This is a genomic window from Sphingomonas morindae, assembly GCF_023822065.1.
Lineage (GTDB): Bacteria > Pseudomonadota > Alphaproteobacteria > Sphingomonadales > Sphingomonadaceae > Solisphingomonas > Solisphingomonas morindae.
Genome location: NZ_CP084930.1, coordinates 2,885,367 through 2,903,730, shown reverse-complemented (window position 1 = coordinate 2,903,730; position 18,364 = coordinate 2,885,367). Strand labels below are relative to the sequence as shown.

Below are 18,364 nucleotides of genomic sequence, written 5' to 3'. Positions count from 1 at the left end.
TCCGGCAAAGGTGCGGACGCGAACCGGACATGATTGGCCGGGCGCCAAAGGCCGGCTGGTGCGCGGACAAGATTTGCTGTCTCGGCAGCGGCGCGCCTTTCTCCCTATGCCTACCGTGGAAAGGGGAATTGCCATGCCGACCGTCTCGCGGGGTCGCCGAACCATGCTGCTTGCCGGCGCGCTGCCCGCCTTTGCCTGCGCCGGCCTCGCCCGCGCCGAGACCCCGCAGGCGGTGACGACGGCCGACGCCCCGGCCACCAATGAGGGCGACATCCTCGTCACCGCCCGCCGGCGCGAGGAAACGGTGCAGAAGGTGCCGCTCGCGATCTCGGTGATCGGCGGGAAGACGCTGGACGCCACCGGCACCTTCAATGTGCTGAAGCTCACCCAGATCCAGCCCAGCCTGCAATTCTACTCGACCAATCCGCGCAACACGACGCTCAACATCCGCGGCCTCGGCTCGCCCTTCGGCCTCACCAATGACGGCATCGAACAGGGCGTCGGCATCTATGTCGACGATGTCTACAACAGCCGCGTCGCGGCCTCGACCTTCGACTTTGTCGATATCGAGCGCGTCGAGGTGCTGCGCGGGCCGCAGGGCACGCTGTACGGCAAGAACACCACGGCGGGCGCGATCAACATCACCACGCGCGCGCCCAGCTTCTCGCCCGAGGCGCGCGGCGAACTCTCCTTCGGCAACCTCGATTTCGTGCAGGCCAAGGCATCGGTATCGGCGCCGCTGGTGGCGGACCGGCTCGCCTTCCGCCTGTCCGGCGCGCTCACCAGCCGGCGCGGGACGATCTACAACGTCACCACCGACAAGGATGTGAACGGGATCGACAACAAGGCGGTGCGCGGCCAGTTGCTGTTCCGCGCCACCGACACGCTCGATCTGACGCTGGCGGGCGATTACAACCGCCAGGATCCGGACTGCTGCGCGCAGATCTATGTGCGGACCGGCGCCACGCAGCGGCCGCTCAACCGCCAATATGCCGCGCTGGCGGCGGCGTTCAACTATCGGCCGCCCAGCTTCGACGCCTTCGACCGGCTGACCGATCTGGATGTGCCGCTGCGCGCCCGGCAGGAGATTGGCGGCGCCTCGCTGCGCGCGCGCTGGCAGATCGGGCCGGGCACGCTCACCTCCGTCTCCGCCTGGCGCTTCTGGAACTGGGATCCGTCCAACGATCGCGATTTCCTCGGCCTGCCGATCACCACCGTCTCGGCCAATCCGTCACGCCAGCGGCAATGGACGCAGGAGATCCGCTACGCCGGGAGCAGCGGCCGCATCGATTATGTGGGCGGCCTGTTCGCCTTCCACCAGACGCTGCGCACCACCGGCGAGCAGGCGCAGGGGCCGGCCGCCAGCCGCTGGCTGCTCAACCCCAGCAGCGCCGCCGCGCGCGATCCCTCCGTGCTGAACGGCCTCCGATCCGACAATGACATCCGGCTTCGCACCACCAGCCTCGCCGCCTTCGGCCAGATCGGCTGGCACGTGACCGACCGGCTCCGCCTCCAGCCAGGCCTGCGCGTCAATTACGATCGCAAGAGCGGCGCCTATCTCGCCACGGTGACGACCGGCAGCGGCAGCACCAGCCTGACCGCCGACCAGCGCGGCGTGCTGGCGCCGCAAAGCTATCAGCCCCGGTTCAGCGCCTGGAACCTTTCAGGCGATTTCACGGCATCCTACGATCTCACCCAGGCGCTGCTGCTCTACGCCACCTATGCGCGCGGCTTCAAATCCGGCGGCATCAACCTGTCCGGCCTGCCGCTCGACGCCGCCAACCAGCCGATCCTGTCCGCCGCCACCGTCAAGCCCGAGCGCGAGGACCATGTCGAGGCGGGGCTCAAGTCGCAATGGTTCGACAAGCGGCTGACGCTCAACCTCGCCGCCTTCTGGACCGATGTGCACAATTACCAGGCGACCGTCACCAACGGCCAATTGGGCGTGCTGCGCGGCTATCTCGCCAATGCCGGGCTGGTGCGGACGCGCGGCGTGGAGCTGGAGGCGGCGGCGCGGCCAAGCACGCGGCTGAGCCTCTACGCCAATGGCAGCTTCACCGATGCACGCTACGTGCATTTCCGCGATGCGCCCTGCCCGCCCGAACTGTCGGGCGGCAGCAGCGGCGCGACCGCCAGTCCGCCGGGCACGCCGGGCGGCGTATCGCCCGCCGCCTGCGACATTTCGGGCCAGTGGCTGCCCGGCGTCTCGCGCTGGTCGGCGGCCTATGGCGGCGAATATAGCCTGCCCGGCCATGTCGCCGATCTCGACGGGCGCTTCTATCTCGGTGTCGATGGCAGCTATCGCTCGCGCTTCTCCTCCAATCCCTCGCGTTCGCGCTATACCGACATCGCCGGCTATGCGCTGCTCAACCTCCGGCTCGGCTTCCGCTTCGGCGAGGGCTGGGACGTGTTCGGATGGGTGCGCAACGCGCTCGACAAGAATTATTACGAGGTACTGGCCACGCAATCGGGCAATACCGGGCTGATCGTCGGCCAGCCCGCCGAGCCGCGCACCTTTGGCGGCACCATCCGGGCGAGCTTCTGATCGCGATTGACGCACCGCCCCCGCCGCCATAGCCCGGCTGCGGGAGCGTGATGTCATGACCAGCCTGAGTGATTTTACGGTGCGCGCGATCGACGGCAGCCCGACGCCGCTGGCGGCGCAGGCGGGCAAGCTCGTGCTGGTGGTCAACACCGCCAGCCTGTGCGGCTTCACGCCGCATTATGAAGGGCTGGAGGCGCTTCACCGCGCCTATGCGCCGCGCGGCTTCACCGTGCTCGGCTTTCCGTGCAACCAGTTCGGGAAACAGGAGCCCGGCGACGAGGCGAGCATCGCCGATTTCTGCCGCACCCGCTTCGATATTGGCTTTCCGCTGTTCGCCAAGGTGGAGGTGAACGGCCCGGGCGCCGAGCCGCTGTTCGCCTGGCTCAAGACGCGCGCGCCGGGCCTGCTCGGCACCCGCCGCATCAAGTGGAATTTCACCAAATTCCTGGTGGCGCGCGATGGGGTGACGGTGCGCCGCTTCGCGCCCTCCACGCCGCCCGCGACCTTGCGGCCGGCGATCGAAGCCTGGCTGTAGCGCCGTATTTTCTAAAATGATTTGTCTTTCTTCCCCGGCCGTGGTTGTGATGCGTTGCCCGGACGCAGAGCCGGAGCCAGGGAGGAACATGTGTCCGTCAAGCTCACCGCCGCCATCGCCCTCGCTGCGCTCGCTGCCGCGCAGGCCTATGCCCAGCCCGCGCAGACGGGGCCGTATGACGTCGCGCTGATCGCGGGCGGCGATGCCGCCGCCCAGCCGATCGCGCCCGCGCTGCGCGCCGCGCCTTGGACGCTGCACTTCTGGATCGCCGCCGATCGCGCCGCCCCGCGCGCGGCGCCGCTCGTCGCGCTCGGCGGCGATCAGGCGCTGGTGCTGCGCAATGGCGCGCCGGGCCTGATGACGGACGGCCATTTCCTCCGCGCGGGCGTCACGCTCGCGCCGGGCGCCTGGCATCATATCGCGCTCGTCGCCGAGCCGGCGGCGCTCACCCTGTTCGTGGATGGCCGCCGCGCGGGCCGCGTGGCGGCCGCGCCCGCGCCGCTGCCCGAGCAGCTGCGGATCGGCGGCGGATCGCCCGATGCGCCCGGCTTCAGCGGTCGCATCGCCGCGCTGGCGCTGGTTCCCGGCGCGCGCGATGCCGCCGCGCTGCGCGCCGCCGCCGCCACGCCGCCCAGCGCCGATCTCATCCAGTTCGCCACCAACAGCCCGCACTGGCCGGTGCAGGTGCGTCAGATGATGGGGCAGACCAGCCCGCAGCCGCCTGCGACCCGGCCGACCAGCCGCACGCCGGCCGATGCGCCCCAGGCCAAGCCCGTCCCCACCGGGCCGGCGCTCGCCGAAACCGCCCCCGGCCGCTGGCTCGTCCATGGCTGGCGGCTCGCCGCCGCGCCGGACGTGACGGCCGACGGCCCGCGCCTCTCGCGCGCCGGCTTCGACGCGCAGGGCTGGCTCGTCGCCACCATGCCGGGCACGGTTCTGACGACGCTGATCGATCGCGGCGTCTATCCCGATCCCGCGCACGGCCTCAACAATCTCGCCATTCCCGAAAAGCTGGCGCATCAGGATTATTGGTACCGCACCGAGTTCGATCTTCCGGCCGGCGCGGCGGGCCGCCATCTCGAATTGGTGGTGGGCGGCGCCAATTATCAGGCCGAGCTGTGGGTGAATGGCCAGCGCCTGGGCGACATGAAGGGCGCCTTTATCCGCGGCCGCTTCGATCTTACCGCCGCGCTCCGGCCCGGCCGCAACGCCATCGCCGTCAAGGTCTCGCCGCCGCCCCATGTCGGGCTGGCGCACGAGGAGTCGCTCACCGCCGGGGTCGGCGAGAATGGCGGCGTGATGATGCTGGACGGACCGACCTTCGGCGCCACCGAGGGCTGGGACTGGATCCCCACCGTGCGCGATCGCAACACGGGCCTGTGGCAGGATGTTGAGCTGCGCGCGACGGGCGAGGTGACGCTGGGCGACGCGCAGGTCGTCACCGCGCTGCCCGACGGCGACACCAAGCTCGCCGAGATCGAGATCGACGTGCCCGTCCACAATCAGGGCACGCAGCCGGCGACCACCGAGGTCGAGGCGCGGTTCGACGATGTCCGCGTCAGCCGCAGCGTGACGCTCGCGCCCGGCGCGACCCAGACGGTGCGCTTCCTGCCCGCGGATTTCGCCCAGCTGCGCGTGCGCAACCCGCGCCTCTGGTGGCCCAATGGCTATGGCGAGCCGGCGCTCCACATGCTGCACCTCAGCGCGACGAGCGGCGGCCAGCCCTCCGACGCCAAGGATGTGCGCTTCGGCATGCGCGAGGTGCGCTATGAATTGTCACTGGTCGATCCTCAGGGCGATCTCGACCGGGTGGCGATCAACCTCACCAAGGCGCGCGAAACGGGCACGCCGCTGGTCGATGTGCGACATCAGGCGATCCGGCAGGTGCCGGGCGGCTGGGCCTATGCGCTGACCCCGGAGGCCCTGCATTCGCCGGCGGTGACCCCGATCAAGGGCGATGCCGGCCTGTCGCCCTTCCTCGTGCTGCGGGTCAACGGCGTGCGCATCGCGGCGCGCGGCGGCAACATCGGCATGGACGATTTCCTGAAGCGCACCGAGCGCGGCCGCCTCGAGCCCTTCATGCGCTTGCAGCGCGACGCGCATCTCAACGTGGTGCGCAACTGGATCGGCCAGAACACCGAAGAGACCTTCTTCGATCTCGCCGACGAATACGGCCTGATGGTGCTCAATGATTTCTGGGAGTCGACGCAGGACTATAACATCGAAGCCCAGGACGTGCCGCTCTTCCTCAAGAATGCGGAAGACGTGGTCCGGCGCTATCGCAACCATCCCTCGATCGTGCTGTGGTTCGGGCGCAACGAGGGCGTGCCCCAGCCGATCCTCAACGAGGGGCTGGACGCGCTGATCCGCCGCGAGGATGGCACGCGCCTCTACATGGGCTCGTCCAACCGCATCAACCTGCACGATAGCGGCCCCTATAACTGGCGGCCGGAAGACAAGTATTTCACCGAATATTCGAACGGCTTCGCGGTCGAGGTGGGGACGCCGTCCTTCCCCACGCTGGAGAGCTGGAAGCGCACCATTCCGGCCAGCGAGCTTTGGCCGATCAGCGACAGCTGGGCCTATCATGACTGGCACCAGACCGGTAACGGCGCGGTCGCCAGCTTCACCGATGCGATGGCGCGGCGCTTCGGGCCCGCCACCAGCCTCGAGGATTTCGAGCGCAAGGCGCAGATGCTGGAATATGACAGCTACCGCGCGATCTTCGAGGGGATGAACGCGGGCCTGTGGACGCGCAACAGCGGCCGCATGCTGTGGATGACCCAGCCCGCCTGGCCGTCCTCGGCCTGGCAGATCTTCTCGTCCGACTATGACACGCACGGCGCCTTCTATGGCGTCCAGAAGGGATCGGAGCCGCTGCACGTGCAGATGAACCTGCCCGATCATGCGGTGGTGCTCGTCAACAGCCGCCCCGACGCCGCCGGCACCGCGACGGTGCGCGCGCGGGTGGAAACGCTGGACGGCCGCGTGGTGCTGACGCGCGAGGCGAAGGTGGCGACGCGGCCGGGGGTGAACCCCGCCTTCACGCTCGATCTCGCCCCCGCCCTGGCGGCCGGACCGGTGCTGGTGCGGCTGGAGGCCAAGGATGGCGGCGGCACCCGTCTCTCCGACAATTTCTACTGGCAGGCGGCGAGCGACGAGGGCTATCGCGCGCTCGCGGCGCTGCCGCCGGTGACGCTCCAGAGCAGCGCGACGGGGCATGACGAGGGCAGCGAGCGCGTGATCGCGGTGACGCTGTCCAACCCGGGCAAGACGGCGGCGATCGAAACCAAGCTGGCGCTGGTGGATGCGGCCGGCAAGCAGGTGCTGCCCGCCTATTTCAGCGACAATTATGTCTCGCTGCTGCCGGGCGAGAGCCGCATGGTGACGGTGCGCGCGCCGGCGCTGCTGGCGGGCGCGGCGCCGAAGGTGACGCTGCGCGGGTTCAACATCGCGCCCGCGGCGATCGCGGTCGGCCAATAGAGCTTGGGGACGCGGCGGCCGATGCGCCGCCGCGCCCGCAGCCTCAGGGCCAGAGCCAGGCGGCGCCGCGCACGCCCGAGGAATCGCCCCACTGCGCGGGGGCTATCAGGCCCGACCAGCCGTCCGAGAAGGCGTGGCGGCGGATCACCTCGGGCAGGTGCTCATAAAGTTCGCCGACATTGGACATGCCGCCGCCCAGCACGATCGCGGCGGGATCGACGAGATTGACGATCATCGCCAGGCCGCGGCCGAGGCGATCGATATAGCGGTCAAGCGCTTCCTGCCCGCGCGGCTCGCCGGCGCGCGCGGCCGCCACGATCGCCGGCGCGGCCAGCGCCTCGCCATGCTCCGCCGCATAGGCGCGCGCGAAACCGGTGCCGGAAATCCAGCTCTCCAGGCAGCCGCGCTGCCCGCACCAGCAGGCGTCCACGCCGGCCTCTTCGGGCGTCGGCCACGGCAAGGGCGAATGGCCCACCTCGCCCGCAATGCCGTGCGCGCCTTCCACCAGCGCGCCGTCGATCACCAGCCCGCCGCCGCAGCCGGTGCCGATCACCAGCGCGAACACCGAAGCCGCGCCGGCGGCGGCGCCGTCGCTCGCCTCGGACAAAGCGAGGCAATTGGCATCGTTGGCGAGCCGCACCGGGCGCCCGAGCGCCGCGGCGAGATCCTCCGCCAGCGGCCGGCCGTTCAGATAGAGCGAGTTGGAATTGCGCATCACCCCGGTGGCGGGCGAGACCGAGCCGGGCGTCCCGAGGCCGACGCTGCCGCGCCCCGCCGCCGCCTGCTCGGTCGCGGCGACCAGCTCGGCCACGGTCGCGATCGCCGCCGCATAGGAGCCGGGATTGGGCACGCGCCGGCGCGACAGCACCGCGCCATCGTCCGCCAGCGCGATCGCCTCGATCTTGGTGCCGCCGAAATCGATGCCGATCCGGAAATCGCGCGCGGCGCTCTCCCCCGGGGCGCTGTCCCGCATCCGCTCGCCGAGCAATTCAACCATAACCTCTCCCCTGGCGCCCTTCACACCGGGCGCTGTGCGGCGGCACGACACCACAGGGCGCGGAGAAAGTAAAATGTCTTGTTTTAGTCGGCGCCGCGTCCGGCCTGGATCAGGTTGATATCGGAGGGCAGGAGTTCCTTGCGGAACGGCAGCATCGCCGCGCCCACGGCAGGGGCATCCTGCGCCATCGCCGCGGGCAGGACCGGCGCGCGCGCGGGCAGCGCCAGCTCGCCCAGCCGCGCGTTCAGCCGCGCCGAAAGGCTCGTGATGAGCGGCATGGGCAGCCGCCCGCCGATTAGCACGGCATCCGGATTGATGAGGCAGTTGATCGCGATGAGCGGCCCGACCAGCGAGCGCGTGGCATCGTGCAGCCATTCGAACAGCACGGGATCGCTGCCCTCCGCCGCCGCCGCGAGATCGGCCTCGGCGGGCAGCGCGCGGCCGGCGCGTTCCAGCCGCGCCAGCAGCGCGGAGAGCGACACCGTATCCTGCACCGTGGCGCCCGGATGATTGGCGCTGGGATCCGGCAGCAGCCCGATCTCGCCGCTGCGCAGCGTCGCGCCGCGATAATAGCTGCGGTCGATCACCAGCCCGCCGCCCAGCCCGAAGCTGACGAGCATGTAGAAGAAGCTCGGATAGGCGAAGCCGGTGCTGGCCTCCACCTCACCGAGCGCGGCGGCGGCGGCGTCATTGTCGCAATGGATCGGCCAGGGCAGCAGCGGCGCCAGCAATTCGCGCGGATCCACATCGCTCCACGCCGCATATTCGGCGGGGCGATGCGGCAGATCGATGCGGCCGAGATCGTCGGGCAGCGCGATCCCCACGCCGAGGATCCGCTCGCGCCGGACCTTGCCCGCCGCGATCAGCCCGTCCAGTTCCTCCTCGATACAGGCATAGACCATAGCCGGCGTGGCAAAGGCGATCTCGCGCGTCACCCGCGCGCGCACCTCGCCCGCCAGGTCCAGCGCGATCAGGCTGATATGATCGCGATCGATATTGATGCCGAGCCCGAAACAGCCATCGGGCTCGATCACCAGCCGCAGCGCGGGCTGGCCGCGCCCGCCCTGACGCCGTCCGGCCTGGCGCACAAAGCCCAGCTCCGACAAGCGTCCGGTGATGTTGGCGATGGTCGGCGCGGTAAGACCAGTGACGCGCGCGAGATCGATCCGGGTCGTCTCGCCGGCAAGGCGAATCGCCTGCAGCACGGTCCGCTGATTATAGTCTCCCGCCCGGACGAGATTGGTGCCGGAGAGGGAGAGAGCGAGCTTCTCGTGCCGTTTTTCCGTTTCGGCAAGCATCCGATCTTCTGTTCCCTGCCCCGATCCGAACCCGCTCTGCCCGCCGGGCGTGACCTTCCTGCTACGGTGCCCGATCAACCCGCACCGAGAAAGAGAAAAATCAAATTATTTAAGTTGACCGCTCTGAAGCTTTGGACAACATCGATGCACAGCGACGGCTAAGCCGCGCATCGGAGGGGATTAATTGGCCTGGAGCCCAATAAGGGACCAGTGCCGCGCCGCCCCTGCGATGGCGCGAGACCAAGAGGTCGGCGCGTCAGTAGAGGGGAAGAGTTTTGCGCACCGCCTATCCATTCCATCGCGGCCTCCTGCTGGCCGCCAGCTCGGGCCTGTGCCTCGCCTATGCGGGCATGGCCGCCGCCCAGGCGCCGGTCGCCGCCGCTGCTTCGCAGACCCCGCCGATCACCGCCGAACCGCAGAACGCGCCGGCCGATCAGGCCGCCTCGCCCAGCCAGACGGCGGGTGAGCAGGGCGATGTCGGCTCGGCCGATCAGGGCGCGCAGGCGATCGTCGTCACCGGTATCCGCGGCGCCCAGCAGCGCGCGATCAACATCAAGCGCAACGCCGTCTCGGTGGTCGATTCGATCTCGGCCGAGGATATCGGCAAGCTGCCCGACCGGACCATTTCGGACTCGCTGCAGCGCATCCCGGGCGTGCAGATCCGCCGCGATGCCGGCGAAGGCGCCGCCATCAACATTCGCGGCCTGCCGCAGGTAACCACGCTGCTCAACGGCGAATCCTATCTCGGCGCGCAGTCGATCACCACCATCCAGCCCAACTTCAACGATATCCCGTCGCAGCTCTTCTCGGGCGCGGACGTGATCAAATCGACCACCGCCGATCTGCTCAACGCGGGCATCAGCGGCACCGTCAATCTGCGCACGCGCCGGCCGTTCGATCTCAAGTCGGGCATCACCGTCGCCGCCGCCGCCGAAGGCAATTACGGCGACAAGGTGAAGAAGGCGGATCCTTCGTTCAACGGCCTTGTCGGCTGGCACAATGACCGGTTCGGCGTGCTCTTTTCGGGCGCCTATACGCGCGTCCGACTGTCCAACTCGCACAATGGCATCCAGGAAGGCTATGGCGCCGCCCTGCACAATGAGGGCACCGCCGACGCCACCTCGAGCGGCGGCTTCTCGCCCGCCAATCGCCGGCGCGGCACCGCCGTTCCGGGCGGCTTCGACATCAATGGCGATGGCGATGCCAATGATGCCTTCATCGTGCCGCAGGGCTTCACCGGCTGGGATCGCGTCAACGATCGCCGCCGCCTCGGCCTGAACGGCTCGGCGCAGTGGAAGATCAACGATGCGCTGACGCTGACCGGCGACGCCTTCTTCACGCAGCAGAAGGAATATGTCAGCACCGCCGGCTTCCAGATGCAGAATGTCAACTGGCAGGCGGGCGAGTTCCAGCCCGGCATGTCGCGCGACACCGGCGCGGTGACTTCGGACGGATACCATATCAACACCACGCAGGTGTATAATTACGACCTGGGCAATTTCGACTCCTACGCCCAGGAAGATCGTTACAAGTCGCAGTCGCAGAATTACAATCTCGAGCTGAAGTACGACAATGGCGGCCGCTTCAAGGCCAGCCTGCGCGGCATCTACGGCAAGGCGCACCAATATTACGATCAGAGCTACCTGCAGTTCAGCCTGTCCAACGGGCAGCAGTGGGAGCCGGGCGGCATCGGCATCTATCCCAGCGGCAATCGCGTGTTCAATCCGAACGGCTATTCGGTCAACACCATCGCCGGCCTGAACTCGCTTCCGGCTGTGGTGGATTTCACCGGCAGCCAGCCGCGCTTCACCCTGCCCTCGCAGCTCACCAGCCTGCTCGGCGATCCCGCCAATTACGCGCTCAAGACGATGTCGTCCGAGGGCAATTACCGGCGCAACGGCGATCTCAAGGTGGTGCGCGGCGACGCGACCTATGAGGTGAACGACGCGATCAACTTCGCGTTCGGCGCGCGCTATTCCGAGCGCTCGGTGAACGACTATGAGTTCGATCGCGCGGCGCCGCTCTATGCGGGCATGGCCAGCAATCCGGCGGGCTGCCTCGTCAAGTGGAAGGCGTTCGACGTTCCGGTCAACGACGCCAGCTGCTCGGCGCGCAACGCGGCCGGCGTCGCCTACACGGCGGGCCTGACCCGTCCGGCCACCGACCCGACGCTCGCCAACATGGTGAAGCAATATACGCTGCCCGCCGCCGGCGTGCCCGCCATGTATGTGCTGAACCCCAACTTCATGCGCAACGCGCTGGCCTTCCAGAACAGCTTCTACCCGGGCAATGTCGAGGTGCAGAACCCCGGCGCCTCGTTCAACGTCGGCGTGAAGCAGACGTCGGGCTATTTCCAGATGAACTTCAAGGGCGATCTGTTCGGCCTTGAATATGGCGGCAATGCCGGCCTGAAGATCATCAACACCCGGCTCGACATCCTGCAATATGTCACCGGCAGCCCGCAGCCCTACGGCCTGGCCAATCTGGCCAATGGCACGGTGCGGACCAAGCGGGACTTCACCGATTATCTGCCCGCCTTCAACATCGCCTTCAACCTGGCCGAGAACCTGAAGCTGCGCTTCGCCTATTCCAAGACGATGACGCTGCTCGATCTCAACCAGTGGGGCGGCGGTCTGAACCCGACCTATGCGATCGACACGTCGGGCGCCTCGCCGGTGTTCCGCGTGACGGGCGGCAGCTCCAACGGCAATCCCAATCTGGATCCGTGGCGCGCCACCAATGTCGAGGCCAGCCTCGAATATTATGTCGGCCGCGCGAGCCTGTTCAGCGTCGGTGCCTTCCGCATCGCCGTCGACAGCTTCATCCAGAGCGGCAATATCGTCCGCACCGATCTGCCCGACAATGACGGCGTGGTGCGCAACCGCACCGTGTCGATCTCGACGCCGGTGCAGGGCACGGGCGGCACGCTGCAGGGCCTGGAAGGCGGCGCCAAGGCGTCGTTCGGCGATTTCGCCTTCATGCCGCGCTTCCTCTCGAACTTCGGCATCGACTCGAACATCACCTTCTCGCCCTCCAATTCGGGTCAGAAGGACCTGGCGGGGAACAAGATCCCCTTCCAGGACAATTCCAAGCTGCAGACCAACGTCGCGCTCTTCTACCAGGATGAGCGGTTCCAGGCGCGGGTGGCGTGGAATTACCGGTCCAAGCGCGCCGTCCAGTCCGACTTTGGCGGCATTCGTGGCCTGGAACTCTACCAGCAGCCGACCAACTATATCGATGCCTCGGTCAGCTACGATCTGACCAAGAACATCACCGTCTATGCCCAGGGCTCGAACCTCACGTCCGAGTACGAGAAATATTACCTCACCTGGCGCGACGAGCGCGCCTACAACAATATCTACGAGCGCCGGTACACCGCCGGTGCCCGCGTGAAGTTCTGATCGCCCGCGAGGGTTGACGGAAAGGCCCCGGCGAGCGCCATGCTCGCCGGGGTTTTTGTTGAACGACAGCGCAGCGGAGGCAGAATGCGCGAGGCCGATCCCGATCGCATCCGATCAATCCTCATCGTCGGCGGCGGCACCGCCGGCTGGATGGCGGCGACGCTGCTCGCCGGCCGCCTGGCCCGGCAATCGGTTGCGATCACGCTGGTGGAGAGCGCGGAGATCGGCACGGTCGGCGTCGGCGAAGCGACCGTGCCCGGCATCCGCGATTTCTTCCGCGACATCGGCGTGACCGGCGAGGAGGTGATGCGCGCCTCCCAGGGCACGATGAAGCTCGGCATCGAATTCGTCGATTGGGCGAAGCCGGGCACGCGCTTCTTCCATCCTTTCGGATTGTACGGCATGGCCTCGCGCGGCGTGCCCTTCCACCATTTCTGGCTCAAGCGGCGCGCCGAAGGCGATGCCACGCCGTTTTCGGCCTATAGCCTGTGCACGCGCATGGCCGAGGCCGGCACGGTGATGCTCCCGCCCGAAGCGCCGGCGAACGATCTCGCCGTGTTCGATTGGGCGGTGCATTTCGATGCCGGCCTCTACGCGCGCTTCCTTGCCGCCCGCGCGCGCCAGGCGCTCGGCGTGCAGCATGTCGACGGCATGATCGAGGGCGTCGAGCGGGCGGGCGATCGCGTCGCCGCCGTCCGCCTGCGCGACGGGCGCCGGCTCGAGGCCGATCTCTTCATCGACTGCTCGGGCTTCCGCAGCCTGTTGCTCGGCGAGGCGATGGGCGTCGACTATGAGGAATGGGGCGATCTCCTGCCCTGCGACCGCGCCGTCGCCATGCCCTGCGCCCATGGCGGCCCGCTTTCGCCCTTCACCCGCTCCACCGCGCTGGCGGCCGGCTGGCAGTGGCGCATTCCGCTCCAGCATCGCGTCGGCAACGGCTATGTCTATGCCAGCCGCCACCTCTCGGACGACGAGGCGGCGGCGGTGCTGCGCGGCCGGCTGGAAGGCGAGGCGCTGGGCGAGCCGCGGCTGATCCGCTTCCGCACCGGCCATCGCCGCCGCTTCTGGCAGGGCAATGTGGTCGGCCTCGGCCTCGCCGCGGGCTTTCTCGAACCGCTGGAATCGACCAGCATCACCCTTATCCAGACGGGGATCGAGCGGCTCACCCAGCTCTTCCCCAACCGCCATTTCGATCCCGCGCTGGCGGACGAATATAATCGCATCGCCGCGCTCGAATATGCGCGCATCCGCGATTTCCTGCTGCTCCACTACGCCGCCAATGGCCGCGTCGGCGAGCCGCTCTGGGATGCGGTGCGCGCCGCGCCGCTGCCGGACAAGCTGGCGCACAAGCTCCGCCTGTTCCGCAGCCGCGGCGCGCTGGCGCGCTACGAGTGGGAATCCTTCCAGGATCCGAGTTGGCTCTCGATGTATGCCGGTTTCGATCTCTGGCCCGAGCGCCACGATCCCATGGCCGATTATTTCACCGCCGATGAGCTGGACTCGGCGATGGCGCGGATGCGCGCGGCGATCGATCGCGCCGCCGCGCTGGCGGTGCCGCACGCGCGTTTCATCGCGGAGCGCTGCGCCGCGCCGGCGGCCTGAGGAAGCGCTCCTCACACTTCCGTATAAGTAAGCCCGGCGCCGCCGTGCCGCGGCTTGCCGGGCCCGCGCCGGGGCGCCAACCTCCGCACCCCGGGAGGTAGGCATGGCGGAACCCGAGTGGGGCGACATCCCGATCGGGAGCTGGTCGCAGGAGTTGCTCGCGCTTCAATCCGCCGTCGTCGAGGCCGGCGGCGATGTCCAGCGCATCCTCGAGATCGTGGCGGAGGGGTCGGTGCGGATCGTGCCCCAGGCCTTTGGCGCGGTGGTGGAGATGCGCGAGGGCGACGCGCTTGTGTATCGCGCCGCAAGCCCGCGGCTGGCCGACGCGGTGGGATTGCGGCTGGAGATGGCGCGCAGCCTGTCCGGCGAGGTGATCGCCACCGGCGAGGCGCAGCTCTGTCTCGATACCGAGGGCGACGAACGGGTCAACCGCGCCGCCAGCCGTCGTGTCGGCGCGCGCTCCATGCTGCTGGTGCCGCTGCCCTTCCAGGGCGAGGTGGTGGGCGTTCTCAAGCTGCTGGCGGATCGTCCGCGCCTTTTCTCGAACCGCGACCTGCTGCTCGCGCGGCTGCTCGCCGGGCCGATCATCACCGGCCTTGCCGAGGCGGCGCATTCGGACGTGATCCGCCGCTTCGCCGCCACTTTCGCCCAGGCGGCGGTGGGGCTGGCGCTGCTGCGCCCGGACGGCACCTTCCTGATGGTGAACGACCGCTTCTGCGAGATCACCAGCTATGATCGGAACGAGCTGCGCAACCGCCACTTCCGCAGCATCACCCATCCGGACGATCAGGAACGCGACGACAGCCTCGTCGCGCGGTTGCTCCAGGGCGAATTGCCGCGCTACGCCGTGGAGAAGCGCTACATCCGCAAGGATGGCAGCATCGTCTGGATCACGCTGACGCTGTCCTTGGTGCGGCGTGCCGATGGCAGCCCCGATTTCTTCGTGACGGTGGTGGAGGATATTTCGGCGCGCAAGGCGGCCGAGGCGGCGAGCGGCGCGAAATCCTCCTTCCTGGCCAATATGAGCCACGAAATCCGGACGCCTATGAACGGCATTCTCGGCTTCACCGATCTGCTGCTGGCCGGCACGCTGACGCCGGAGCAGCGTCGCCATGCCGAGCTGATCGCCGAATCCGGGCGCGCCATGATGCGGCTGCTCAACGACATTCTCGATCTTTCCAAGATAGAGGCGGGCAAGATGCGGGTCGCGGACGAGCCGTTCGACCTGCCCGGCGCGCTGACCGGCTGCTGCCGGCTGATCGACCCGACCATCCGCCAGAAGGGGCTGACGCTGCGCTGCGACTTCCATCCCGATCTGCCGCGCTGGACGATGGGCGACGGGCTGCGGCTGCGGCAGATCGTCCTCAACCTGCTCGCCAACGCCGCCAAGTTCACGGCCAGCGGCACGGTGGCGCTGCGCGCCCGGCCGGAGGGCGCGTGGCTGTGCATCGAGGTGGAGGATACCGGGATCGGCATCGCCGCCGATCGCCAGGCGGCGATCTTCGAGGAATATGTGCAGGCCGAGGCGGAGGTGGCGCAGCGCTATGGCGGCACCGGCCTCGGCCTGTCGATCAGCGCCCAGCTCGCCACGCTGATGGGCGGCGGGCTGGCGGTGGCGAGCGTGCCGGGCCGCGGCACCACCTTCGCGCTGCGCCTGCCCCTCGTCGCCGCGCCCGCGCCGCCCGAGGAGGATCGGGAAAGGCCGTCACCGGGCCGGGACGAAGCGGGCTTCGCGCCGCGCATCCTCGTCGCCGAGGATCATGACGTGAACCAGCGGCTGATCGCCGCCATGCTCGACCAGCTCGGCTGCCGCTACGAGCTGGTCGAGCATGGCGAGGCGGCGGTGGCGCGCGCCCGCGTCCACGCTTATGATCTGCTGCTGATGGACGTGCAGATGCCCGGCATGGACGGGCTGGAGGCGACGCGCCGCATCCGCGAGGCCGGCATCGACGCCGCGACGCTGCCGATCGTGGCGCTTACCGCCAATGCCTATCCGGACGATGTCGCCGCCTGCCTCGCGGCGGGAATGCAGGCGCATCTGGCCAAGCCCGCTTCGCTCGACATGCTGCGCGCGACGATCCATGGCTGGACGCGGGCGGCGCTGCTGCCGCATCCGCCCAGCGTCGCCGCGTCGGGCACCGCCTCGGCGCTCGCCGCGCGACTCGAAGGCGATCTGGCCGAGCGGTACAGGACGCGCCGGCGCGAGACGATCGCCGCGCTGCGCGGGCTGCTGGCGGAAGAGCGGGTGGCGCCTACGGAGCTGGACGCGATCGCGGCGCAGCTCCACAAGCTTGCGGGAAGCGCCGCGCTGTTCGGCGAGGCCGCGCTCGGCGAGGCGGCCGAGGCGCTCGACCAGGGCCTGCGCCACTGGCCCGAGGCGGACCGCGAACCCCGCTTCCGCGCGGGCGCGCGACGGCTGCTCGATCTCGCGGGCGGTTGATCAGGCGGCGACGCGGCGCAGCGCTTCCACCTGATCGGCGGTGAAGCCGAAGCCGAGCAGCTCCGGCACCATCTCGCGCGCGCGCTCGCCGCGGCGGCGCGCCGCGCACACGAAACGGCGGATCGTATCCAGCCGCGGATCCGCCAGCGGACGCGGCGCCTCCAGGCCCGTCAGCCAGCGCCACACGCGCGCGATGCGGCCGCTGGCGCGCGCCGGCCCGGCGCAGCCGCACCGCTCGGCATCGCGCAGCGCCACGGTGACGGCCTGCCATTCGATGGGGGAAAGCTGGGGCTGCTGGCTCGGCATGCTGGTCATGATCGTCTCCTCGCCATGCGGATTATCGACGCTGACCCTGACGCGAAACTGCGATAAACTTCGTCATTCTATTCGAGGTTTTCGATATGCAGACGCCAGGCACGCCCACGTTCGACCAGCTGCGCATCTTTCTGGCGGTGGTGGAAACGGGCAGTTTCGCCGCCGCCGGCCGCCGGCTCAACCGCGCCACCTCGGTGATCAGCTACGGCATCGCCAATCTCGAGGCGCAGCTCGGCCTCGCGCTGTTCGAGCGCGAGGGCACCAAGCGGCCCACGCTGACGGTGGCGGGCACGGCGCTGCTCGCCGAGGCGCGCACCATCGCCCATGGCATGGACGGGCTGCGCGCCAAGGCCAAGGGACTGTTGCAGGGCCTCGAAGCCGAGGTGCGGCTGGTGGTGGACGTGATGCTGCCGCCCCGCCCCCTCGCCACCGTTCTCAACGCCTTCCGCGCCGCCTTTCCCACCGTGTCGCTGCGCCTCTATGTCGAGGCGCTGGGCGCGGTGACCGCGCTGGTGCTCGATCGCCGCGCCACGATCGGCATCAGCGGCCCGCTCTCGGCCGATTTCCCGGAGCTGGAGCGGGTGGCGCTGGGCCGCGTGCCGCTGGTGCCCGTCGCGGCGCCGCAGCATCCGCTCGCCGCCGGACCGCAGCTGCCGGGCGCGGGGCGCGATCATATCCAGCTGGTGCTTACCGACCGATCCTCGCTCACCGCTGGTCGCGATTTCTCGGTGCTGAGCGACCGAAGCTGGCGCATCAGCGACCTTGGCGCAAAACATGCGCTGCTTCTGCAAGGAATAGGCTGGGGCAACATGCCGGTGCCGCTGGTCGAACTGGATCTTTTTTCCGGCGCCCTGGTGCGGCTCGACATGCCCGACCAGCCCGAGGTCAGCTATCCACTGGAAGGCATATGGCGCGCGGACGAGGCGCCGGGACCAGCGGCCCGCTGGCTATTGGAGCGCTTCGGCGCGGTGCTGGACGAGAAAGGCGAGCGGACGGCCAGCGCCGGCGCCTTGACCGTCGAGCCGCCCATCTCGGCCTGACGAGCCTGTCGCGCCGCCGCCTGATTAGGGGAATGGTCCTCCACTCATCTGACGCCGGTCTAGGGTAATTCCCACATACAAATAATCAAAACTTGCATTTCCGTGTTTTTACCGGAATAGCGGCGATTGGCACCGTCCGAGGCAGTATTTTGCCGGCGGGCGTATCGTGGAGGCGCAAGGATGGACGAAGAAACCAAGAACGAGCTGCTCGGCCTCACCGTGGAGATCGTTGCTGCGCATGTCGCCAACAATTCCGTCAGCACGGCGGACGTGCCGGAGCTTATCGCCCAGGTGCACGGCGCGCTCGCCAGTCTCGCCCAGCCCGCGCCGGAACCGCAGGCCGCGCCCGAGCCGGCCGTGCCCGTCCGCTCCTCGGTGAAGAACGATTATATCGTCTGCCTCGAGGACGGTAAAAAGCTGAAGATGCTGAAGCGCTATCTGCGCACCAATTACGGCATGAGCCCCGAGGACTATCGCACCAAATGGGGTCTGCCCCGCGATTACCCGATGGTGGCCCCGGCCTATGCCGAGCAGCGGCGTGGTCTGGCGCAGAAGATCGGCCTGGGCCGCAAGAAGGTCGAGGCCGAGCCCGCGCCCGCCAAGCGCGGCCGCAAGCCGGCCGCCAAGGCCGAGACCGGCGCCGCGCCCGCGCCGGCCAAGCGCGGCCGCCCCCGCAAGGCGGCACCCGCCGAGGCCTGAGGCGTTCCG

11 protein-coding genes are annotated in these 18,364 nt (G+C 68.9%); 8 read left to right on the top strand and 3 right to left on the bottom strand.

Going from position 1 to position 18,364, the window contains the following annotated elements:
• Positions 1 to 133: 133 nt before the first annotated feature.
• From LHA26_RS14180 to LHA26_RS14170, 3 genes are all read left to right on the top strand, one after another.
• Positions 134 to 2,545: a TonB-dependent receptor gene (locus LHA26_RS14180; RefSeq protein WP_252166241.1), complete on the top strand. Its 2,412-nt coding sequence runs from the start codon at positions 134 to 136 to the stop codon at positions 2,543 to 2,545.
• Positions 2,546 to 2,600: 55 nt separating this feature from the next.
• Positions 2,601 to 3,080 carry a glutathione peroxidase gene (locus LHA26_RS14175; RefSeq protein WP_252166240.1) on the top strand — a complete coding sequence of 160 codons (480 nt, stop codon included), beginning with the start codon at positions 2,601 to 2,603 and terminating at the stop codon, positions 3,078 to 3,080.
• A 90-nt stretch (positions 3,081 to 3,170) separates the two neighbouring features.
• Entirely contained in the window at positions 3,171 to 6,563 is a 3,393-nt protein-coding gene (locus tag LHA26_RS14170) for a glycosyl hydrolase 2 galactose-binding domain-containing protein (protein ID WP_252166239.1), read from the top strand.
• A 43-nt stretch (positions 6,564 to 6,606) separates the two neighbouring features.
• Here LHA26_RS14170 and LHA26_RS14165 read toward each other — a convergent pair whose 3' ends face one another.
• Both LHA26_RS14165 and LHA26_RS14160 read right to left on the bottom strand, forming a co-directional pair.
• Positions 6,607 to 7,560, bottom strand: a complete 954-nt coding sequence (locus LHA26_RS14165) for an ROK family protein (RefSeq protein ID WP_252166238.1) — start codon at positions 7,558 to 7,560, stop codon at positions 6,607 to 6,609.
• Positions 7,561 to 7,643: 83 nt separating this feature from the next.
• Complete coding sequence (locus tag LHA26_RS14160; protein ID WP_252166237.1) at positions 7,644 to 8,858, bottom strand: ROK family transcriptional regulator; 1,215 nt, start codon at positions 8,856 to 8,858, stop codon at positions 7,644 to 7,646.
• A 275-nt stretch (positions 8,859 to 9,133) separates the two neighbouring features.
• Here LHA26_RS14160 and LHA26_RS14155 point away from each other — a divergent pair, with 275 nt between their 5' ends.
• The 3 genes from LHA26_RS14155 to LHA26_RS14145 all read left to right on the top strand — a co-directional run bounded on the left by LHA26_RS14155 (position 9,134) and on the right by LHA26_RS14145 (position 16,301).
• Positions 9,134 to 12,259 carry a TonB-dependent receptor gene (locus LHA26_RS14155; RefSeq protein ID WP_252166236.1) on the top strand — a complete coding sequence of 1,042 codons (3,126 nt, stop codon included), beginning with the start codon at positions 9,134 to 9,136 and terminating at the stop codon, positions 12,257 to 12,259.
• 84 nt (positions 12,260 to 12,343) lie between these two features.
• Positions 12,344 to 13,861 carry a tryptophan halogenase family protein gene (locus LHA26_RS14150; RefSeq protein ID WP_252166235.1) on the top strand — a complete coding sequence of 506 codons (1,518 nt, stop codon included), beginning with the start codon at positions 12,344 to 12,346 and terminating at the stop codon, positions 13,859 to 13,861.
• Positions 13,862 to 13,964: 103 nt separating this feature from the next.
• Entirely contained in the window at positions 13,965 to 16,301 is a 2,337-nt protein-coding gene (locus LHA26_RS14145) for a hybrid sensor histidine kinase/response regulator (RefSeq protein ID WP_252166234.1), read from the top strand.
• On the opposite strand, the gene LHA26_RS14140 is transcribed toward LHA26_RS14145, so the two are convergent.
• Positions 16,302 to 16,616: a hypothetical protein gene (locus LHA26_RS14140; protein WP_252166233.1), complete on the bottom strand. Its 315-nt coding sequence runs from the start codon at positions 16,614 to 16,616 to the stop codon at positions 16,302 to 16,304.
• Between the two features lie 86 nt (positions 16,617 to 16,702).
• On the opposite strand from LHA26_RS14140, the gene LHA26_RS14135 reads away from it, so the two are divergent.
• The gene (locus tag LHA26_RS14135) at positions 16,703 to 17,656 is read left to right on the top strand and encodes a LysR family transcriptional regulator (RefSeq protein WP_252166232.1); all 954 of its coding nucleotides are present in this window, start codon (positions 16,703 to 16,705) and stop codon (positions 17,654 to 17,656) included.
• Positions 17,657 to 17,836: 180 nt separating this feature from the next.
• Complete coding sequence (locus tag LHA26_RS14130; RefSeq protein WP_252166231.1) at positions 17,837 to 18,355, top strand: Ros/MucR family transcriptional regulator; 519 nt, start codon at positions 17,837 to 17,839, stop codon at positions 18,353 to 18,355.
• Positions 18,356 to 18,364: the final 9 nt, after the last annotated feature.

Bases quoted from the DNA above. Each gene is read 5' to 3' on its own strand.
- LHA26_RS14180 (WP_252166241.1), top strand. From the start codon at position 134: ATGCCGACCGTCTCGCGGGGTCGCCGAACCATGCTGCTTGCCGGCGCG.
- LHA26_RS14175 (WP_252166240.1), top strand. From the start codon at position 2,601: ATGACCAGCCTGAGTGATTTTACGGTGCGCGCGATCGACGGCAGCCCG.
- LHA26_RS14165 (WP_252166238.1), bottom strand. From the start codon at position 7,560: ATGGTTGAATTGCTCGGCGAGCGGATGCGGGACAGCGCCCCGGGGGAG.
- LHA26_RS14160 (WP_252166237.1), bottom strand. From the start codon at position 8,858: ATGCTTGCCGAAACGGAAAAACGGCACGAGAAGCTCGCTCTCTCCCTC.
- LHA26_RS14150 (WP_252166235.1), top strand. From the start codon at position 12,344: ATGCGCGAGGCCGATCCCGATCGCATCCGATCAATCCTCATCGTCGGC.
- LHA26_RS14145 (WP_252166234.1), top strand. From the start codon at position 13,965: ATGGCGGAACCCGAGTGGGGCGACATCCCGATCGGGAGCTGGTCGCAG.
- LHA26_RS14140 (WP_252166233.1), bottom strand. From the start codon at position 16,616: ATGACCAGCATGCCGAGCCAGCAGCCCCAGCTTTCCCCCATCGAATGG.
- LHA26_RS14135 (WP_252166232.1), top strand. From the start codon at position 16,703: ATGCAGACGCCAGGCACGCCCACGTTCGACCAGCTGCGCATCTTTCTG.
- LHA26_RS14130 (WP_252166231.1), top strand. From the start codon at position 17,837: ATGGACGAAGAAACCAAGAACGAGCTGCTCGGCCTCACCGTGGAGATC.